5 protein-coding genes and 1 pseudogene are annotated in these 6,540 nt (G+C 65.6%); 1 reads left to right on the top strand and 5 read right to left on the bottom strand.

All coding sequences use genetic code 11. The features are described 5' to 3' along the window. Positions 1–346: 346 nt before the first annotated feature. Positions 347–1,597, top strand: coding sequence for a lyase family protein (locus ACEE23_RS11355; protein WP_448872943.1), 1,251 nt, complete (start codon positions 347–349; stop codon positions 1,595–1,597). A gap of 30 nt (positions 1,598–1,627) precedes the next feature. On the opposite strand, the gene ACEE23_RS11350 is transcribed toward ACEE23_RS11355, so the two are convergent. From ACEE23_RS11350 to ACEE23_RS11330, 5 genes and pseudogenes are all read right to left on the bottom strand, one after another. Beyond that, positions 1,628–2,266: a DUF3239 domain-containing protein gene (locus ACEE23_RS11350; RefSeq protein WP_448872945.1), complete on the bottom strand. Its 639-nt coding sequence runs from the start codon at positions 2,264–2,266 to the stop codon at positions 1,628–1,630. After that, positions 2,253–3,902 carry a DNA repair helicase XPB gene (locus ACEE23_RS11345; protein WP_448872947.1) on the bottom strand — a complete coding sequence of 550 codons (1,650 nt, stop codon included), beginning with the start codon at positions 3,900–3,902 and terminating at the stop codon, positions 2,253–2,255. Before ACEE23_RS11345 ends, ACEE23_RS11350 begins: the two co-directional genes overlap by 14 nt. Before the next feature lie 84 nt (positions 3,903–3,986). Then, positions 3,987–5,165, bottom strand: coding sequence for an ABC transporter permease (locus tag ACEE23_RS11340; RefSeq protein WP_448872949.1), 1,179 nt, complete (start codon positions 5,163–5,165; stop codon positions 3,987–3,989). A 4-nt stretch (positions 5,166–5,169) separates the two neighbouring features. Further along, on the bottom strand, positions 5,170–6,063 hold the full coding sequence (locus ACEE23_RS11335; protein WP_448872951.1) for an ABC transporter ATP-binding protein: 894 nt from the start codon (positions 6,061–6,063) through the stop codon (positions 5,170–5,172). A gap of 138 nt (positions 6,064–6,201) precedes the next feature. Further along, positions 6,202–6,540, bottom strand: a pseudogene (locus tag ACEE23_RS11330) (helicase-associated domain-containing protein); the annotation flags it as partial.

The following is a 6,540-nucleotide window of genomic DNA, read 5'->3' as shown; positions in this document are numbered from 1 at the left end:
CTAAGCCTGCGTCGCGCCGATGGTACTGCAACCGGGAGGTTGTGGGAGAGTAGGTTACCGCCGACACCAAACAACAAAAACAACTCAATAACCAACAAAGCACCCGGTAGAAAACCACCACCATGGTTTTCTACCGGGTGCTTTCGCATGCCCAAAGGAGGGCCCCAGCCCGGTTTTGGGCTAGCGAGTCTAGCTGATTGTGGTCGCTGTCATCGGCGGGTCTAGAATTACGAACTATTGTCTACTTCCTTAGAGAGTTCGGAATTGCACCATGCCCTTTAGTTCTTTTGACAATGCGATCAGCAGCCGCGGCTACGTCACACCTGAGATGGAGAAGGTGTGGTCGGTGAGGGAGACTATCGCCGGGTGGTATGCCGTGGAGGCGGCGCTGGCGGCGGCACAGGGACAGGTGGGGATGATCCCGGAATCCGGAGCGGCTGCCATCGTGGACAACGCGTCGGTGAGCTCTGAGGTAGAGGAGGATATCAGCCGCGGGGCAATGGGCAACCCCTTCACCCTGGGCCTGGATGCGCTCCGCGCGGAGCTACCCGAGGACGCCCGCGGCTGGGTTCACTTCGGGGCGACGACCCAAGACATCCTGGATACCGGGCGCGCGTTGCAGATCAAGGCGAGCCTGGATCTGATCATGCATACCCTGCGTCGCCTCATCGACGTACTCGTGGACCTGGCGCACGAGCACGCGGATACGGTTATGGTCGCGCGCACCAACGGACAGTATGCCTTGCCGACTACGTTGGGCTACCGGGTGGCCACCTGGGTCAAGGCGCTGCGCCGTTGTTACGGGCGCCTGCAGAACACTCGCGATCACGTCTTGCTCGTGCAATTCTCCGGCGCGGTGGGCACCTATGCCGCGATGGGAGAGTACGGCTCGACGGTCGCACGCCTGGTCGCTCGCCGCCTGGGGCTCGAGTTCGAGGAAATCGCCTGGCACGCACAGCGAGACACGATCACGGAGCTCGCGTGTATCGTCAGCATCTACGGCCAGACCTTGGCCAAGATCGCGGAAGACCTCTTTGAGATGCAGCGTTCTGACACCGGCGAGGCCGAGGAAGAACTGGACCCGCATTTTTCGGGTTCGAGTACCATGCCGCAAAAGCGAAACCCGTTTACAACTATGAAAATCTCCGCCGCCGCTCGTATGGCGGCAGGATCGGCGTCCACTATGCTCACCCAGACGCCTAGCGCGGATGAGCGCGACCATCGCGCCATCGAGGTCGAGCGCGATTGTTTGCCGCGCATTTTCGCCGCGGTGGAAGGCGCCGGCCGTAAGCTGGAAAAACTCCTCGGCAACCTTTCCTTCGATGCCGATGCGCTGCGCGCCAACGTCGAAGCCGAGGGCGTTTTGACCATGACCGAAGCCATCATGATGGAGTTTGCCAAGGTTATCGGCCACGGTCCGGCCCATGACCTGGTCCAGGACTTTGCCACCCAGTACCGGGACACGGGGATTAGCTTGGAAAACTATATCGCTGGCCGCCCCGAGGTCGCAGACCAACTAAAGTTTGTGGATCTCACGGAAATCCAGCGGCCGGAAAATTACACGGGCCTAGCAAGCGAAATCGCCCGCGCCATTTAAAAGCACGGGCGATGATTGGGAGGTAGTCGACTAGAGGACCAACAGGTCGAACTTGGTGGCCTTGACGTCGCTCAGGCGCTTGCGGGCGCGCTCGAGGCGCTGCCACTGGTCCTGAGGGATGGACTTGCGGGCGATGGCGACGACCTCCTGGTCGGGGGTTCCCCAGGCGATGGGCATCGGGGAGATCTGCTGCCAGTGGTTCTTGTCCGAGTTGGTGTGGTGCCCGCCAATCGCGGCGACGGGGACCTTGGTGCCGACCTTGCGGTCCACGCCCGGGATGGAATTCACCCGGCGCAGAGCGGCGCCCCAGCGGGGTTCAGCTTCCGGATCGACGTTGGTGTTGACTAGGGCCAACAGGTACATCTCCCGGTCGGTGACCTCAGCAATGACGCCGGGGGCCAGCGGGTAGGAGTCGTAGAGCTGCTGGGCGGTGCCCACCTTGCGGGAGGAGAGAACGCCGACCACGGCACACATGATGCCGAACAGGATGATGCCGAGCCCGACGGTAAAGCCCCACGCGGACTCGACGAAGTACCAAAGGGCCGCGCCGATAATCACCAGGAGTACGCCCATGATGAGCCCGGACATCAGCAGCCGCTTGGAGTCTCGGAGCAGTTCGTTGTGTTTTTTCGCGAAGGCCTCATCGACCTCAAATTTAAAGATCTTCATCGCTACCCAAGTCTACTGCGTCGACCAGGCGGTAGGCATATCCCTGCTCCGCGAGGAATCGCTGCCGGTGGAGGGCGAACTCAGCGTCCACGCTGTCGCGGGTGACCACGGTGTAGAACTCGGCCTCGTTATCGTCGGTCTTGGGGCGCAGCAGGCGGCCCAGGCGCTGGGCTTCTTCCTGGCGCGAGCCGAAGGTGCCGGAGACCTGGATGGCCAGGGCGGCCTCGGGGAGATCGATGCTGAAGTTTGCCACCTTGGAGACCACCAGGGTGGTGGTCTCACCGGCGCGGAAGGAGCGGAAGGCTTCCTCGCGCTTGGCGGTCGAGGTCCGGCCGTCAATAACGGGCGCTCCGAGGCGCTCACCGATGGTCTTGAGCTGGTCGATAAACCCGCCGATAATTAGCGTCGGCACGCCCGGGAGGGAGGCGACGAGCTGGTCGACCACGCGGTATTTCGCCTCCGCGCTGGCTGCTAGCCGGTAGCGGTCCCGCGTCGGCGCGGTCGCGTAGGTCATGCGCTCCTCAGGAGTCATCTCCACGCGGACCTCGGTGCACTCGGCGGTGGCGATATATCCGGCGTTTTCCAGGTCCTTCCAGGGGGCGTCGTAGCGCTTGGGCCCGATCAGCGAGAAGACGTCGCCCTCCAGGCCGTCCTCACGGATGAGGGTGGCGGTCAGCCCTAGGCGGCGCCGCGACTGCAGGTCGGAGGTCATGCGGAAGACCGGGGCGGGCAGCAGGTGGACCTCGTCGTAGATGATAAGGCCCCAGTCACGGGAGTCGAACAGGTCTAGTGCGGCGTATTCCCCGCGGGTCTTGCGCGTGACCACCTGGTAGGTCGCGATGGTCACCGGCTTGATCTCTTTCTTCTCGCCGGAGTACTCGCCGATCTCCGAGGCGGTCAGGCTCGTGCGGCGCAGTAGCTCATCGCGCCACTGGCGTCCGGCCACCGTGTTGGTCACCAGGATCAGGGTGGTGGCCTGCGCGCGGGCCATGGCGGCCGCGCCGACCAGGGTCTTGCCCGCACCGCAGGGCAGCACCACCACGCCGGAGCCGCCCTCCCAGAAGGAATCCGTGGCCTGGCGCTGGTAGTCGCGCAGCTGCCAGCCGTCCTCGGTTAAGGCAATCGGGTGGGACTCGCCGTCGACGTAGCCGGCGGTATCGCTGGCCGGCCAGCCGACCTGCAGCAGCGCCTGCTTCAGGCGCCCGCGGTGGGACGGCGGCACCGCAAAGGTATTTTCATCAATCCGGGCGCCCAGCAGCGGGGCGACCTTCTTGTGACGCTCCAGTTCCGCGAGGATGGCCGGTTCCGCCGAGGTGAGGATGAGGCCGTGGGCCGGGTGTTTGTCAATGCTGACGCGGCCGTAGCGCGACATCGTCTCCGCGACGTCGACGAGCAGCGCCTGCGGGACGGGAAAGCGGGAGTAGCTTTCCAGCACGTCCACGACCTGTTCGGCGTCGTGGCCGGCGGCGCGGGCGTTCCACAGCGCCAGGGGCGTGATGCGGTAGGTGTGGATATGCTCCGGCGCGCGCTCGAGTTCGGCGAAGGGGGCAAGCGCCCGGCGGGCGCTATCGGCCTCCGGGTGATCGACCTCCAGCAGGACGGTCTTGTCGGATTGGACGATGAGCGGGCCGGGCATAGGGCGGTGGTTCTCCTCGAAAAACGGTCGGGGACAACCCAGCGCGGTTTGAACCTTGAGGCTGGTTTGAGCCTTGAGGTCGGCTTAGCCCTTGAGGGCAGCGCGCCAGGTCATTTTCTTTCCGTTATTGAGGATAGCGCCGCGGTAGATGCGGGCAACCAACCAGATGACCCCAGCGGTGGTCACCGCGAAGAGCAGGTAGGACAGCGCCAGCTGGGCGGCCCCGAAGTTGCCGACGGCGTACTGCATCGGGGCGGTCACCATGGAAAATGGCGGCAGCCAGCCGGCGACCTGCATGAGCGTGGAGTCCAGGCTGTTCCAGCCGAAGGCGGGCACGTAGGCGGTGAGGATGAGCAGGAGGAGGATCGGCGTCTGCGTGGACTGGAGGTCCTCGGTGCGCTGGATGAGGGAGCCGGCCGCGGCGTAGAGGCTGCCGAAGAAGAGCAGGCCCAGCAGGCAGCCGACCAGCATGACGGCGAAGAGGCCCCAGTTGAGCGAGAAATGGTCCGAGAATTCGGTAAACGCCAGGGCGGCGGCGCCGGCGCCGACGAGCACCAGGGTGGTCACGAAGCCGAAGATGGTAACCCCCAGGATCTTGCCGGCCAGGAAATCCAGCGGGCGGACGGAGGAGAGAATGATCTCCACCACGCGGGAGGACTTCTCCTCGGTCACGCGGCCGCCGACCAGGCTGGCGAAGGTGATGACGGAGAAGATGATGATCATCGCCGCGGCCAGCACGGTCAGCACGGAGACGATGTCTTCCTCGCTGCTGGCCGTGCCGTCGGCCTCGTCCACGCTGACGACGTTGACCGTGGTCTCCGGCAGCGCCTGGGCGTAGTCGGCGGGGCTGACCCCAAGCTCCTGCAAGGCGGTCTGGCTGGCGTAAGCCTCGACTACCTGGTTGATGGTGGCGGTCACGGGCTGGCTGGGATCCCCGTCTTGGCTAATGAGGTCCCAGCCCTCGTCGCCGGGCACCAGGGCGGCCTCGGCGTCGCCGTTGCGGACCAACTCGGCGGCCTGGTCGGCATCGTCAGCCTCGCGGGCATCAAGCCCGCTGTTGTCGAAGGCCTCGGTGGGCATCTCGACGACGGCGACGGTGTCGGCCTCGTCATCGGAGCCCAAGAAGAAGTTAGCGGCGGTGATGCCTCCGATGGTCACCAACAGCAGGAGGGCGACGGTGATTTGGACGGCGCGGGTCTTGGCCGTGATGGCCATCTCGCGCTTGGCCACGGTCCAGATGGTGGCGGGGGAAGAATAGCGCATGGGTTTAGGCCTCCTGGTTGGTCGAAGAGACGACGTCGCGGAACAGTTCGGTCAGGTCAGGGACCACGCGTCCGAAGGCGTGGACGGGCCCGGCCTGGAGGGCGGCGCGGAGGATGGTCTGGTCGTCCACGTCCTCGGCAGTGAGCACCACGTGTTCGGGGCCTTCCTCGACGACCTCGCAGCCGGGCGGGTACCAGCCGCGGGCCTCGGTGGCCACGCGGTAGCGCACCGGGCCGGAGTTCCGAAGCTCCTCGACGCCGCCTTCTGCGACGAGCCGGCCGTGGGAGAGGATCCCTACGCGGTCGCACAGGCGCTGGACCAGGTCCAGCTGGTGGGAGGAGAAGAGCACGGCCACGCCGGAGCGGGCGCGCTCGACGAGCATCTCACTCATGACCTCCACGGCCACCGGGTCGAGCCCGGAGAAGGGCTCGTCCAGGATGAGCACGTCCGGGGAATGGATCAGCGAGGCGGCCAGCTGGACGCGCTGTTGGTTGCCCAGCGACAGATCATCCAGCTTGTCGTCCTTGCGCTCGCCCAGGCCGAGACGCTCGAGCAGCTCGCCGGCCTTGGCTTTGCCCTCCGCGGCCGGGATGCCGTGCAGCGAGGCGAAGAAGGTCAGCTGGCTGAGAAGCGACTCCTTGCCGTAGAGGCCGCGCTCTTCCGGCATGTAGCCGATCCGGCGGCGGTTGCTGTCATCCAGCGGCTCGCCGTCCAAGCGGACCTGGCCGGAGTCGGTGGACAGCACTCCCAGCGCGATGCGCATGGTGGTGGATTTGCCGGCGCCGTTGGAGCCGACGAAGCCGTAAATCTCGCCCGCCCTCACGTTGAGCGAAAGATCGTGGAGGACGCGGTGGTCACCGTAGGACTTGTTGAGTTGGTCTATTTCCAGTCGTGGCACAAGGGGGGGGCCTTCCGGGTCGGGTCGATGTTCGTAGTAAAATATTGCATAAACACAACATCGCGTCAAGGGCATTTGCAATACTACCGCCGGAATAGCCCCGCCGCGTGCCTCGCGGAGAGGGCCGGACCGGCCCGATTAGTCCAGGGTGAGCGAGGTAATACGGGACAGCGGGATGCGCACGGTCCGCGCTTGGGCGCGGGCGTCGACCTGCCCGCCGGAGACCGTTAGCGGCGTGGCGCGCAAGGATTTCTGCGCCCCGGTCTTGGTGGCATAACCGATGACTACGGCCCGCCCGGAGCGCACGGCCGCCTGCAGTAGATCCAGGTCGGGGCCGGTTGCCGCCGTCGGCTCGTCGGGGCTGCCGGCGCGGACGGCGTCGACCGCGGCGTTTAGGGCGGCCGGGGCGAGTTGGTCCGCCGGCGGGTGGAAGGCCTTGGGCGGGGGCACGGTCGCCCGCGGCGGGGCGACCTGCAC

Source organism: Corynebacterium sp. 32222D000AT, from assembly GCF_053546955.1.
The sequence above is the reverse complement of the archived record's forward strand: the minus strand, read 5'-3'. Positions and strand labels throughout refer to the sequence as shown.

What these genes read in the sequence shown, in the direction of transcription:
- ACEE23_RS11345 (WP_448872947.1), bottom strand. Translation starts at nt 3,902, where the DNA reads ATGCCCGGCCCGCTCATCGTCCAATCCGACAAGACCGTCCTGCTGGAG.
- ACEE23_RS11350 (WP_448872945.1), bottom strand. Translation starts at nt 2,266, where the DNA reads ATGAAGATCTTTAAATTTGAGGTCGATGAGGCCTTCGCGAAAAAACAC.
- ACEE23_RS11340 (WP_448872949.1), bottom strand. Translation starts at nt 5,165, where the DNA reads ATGCGCTATTCTTCCCCCGCCACCATCTGGACCGTGGCCAAGCGCGAG.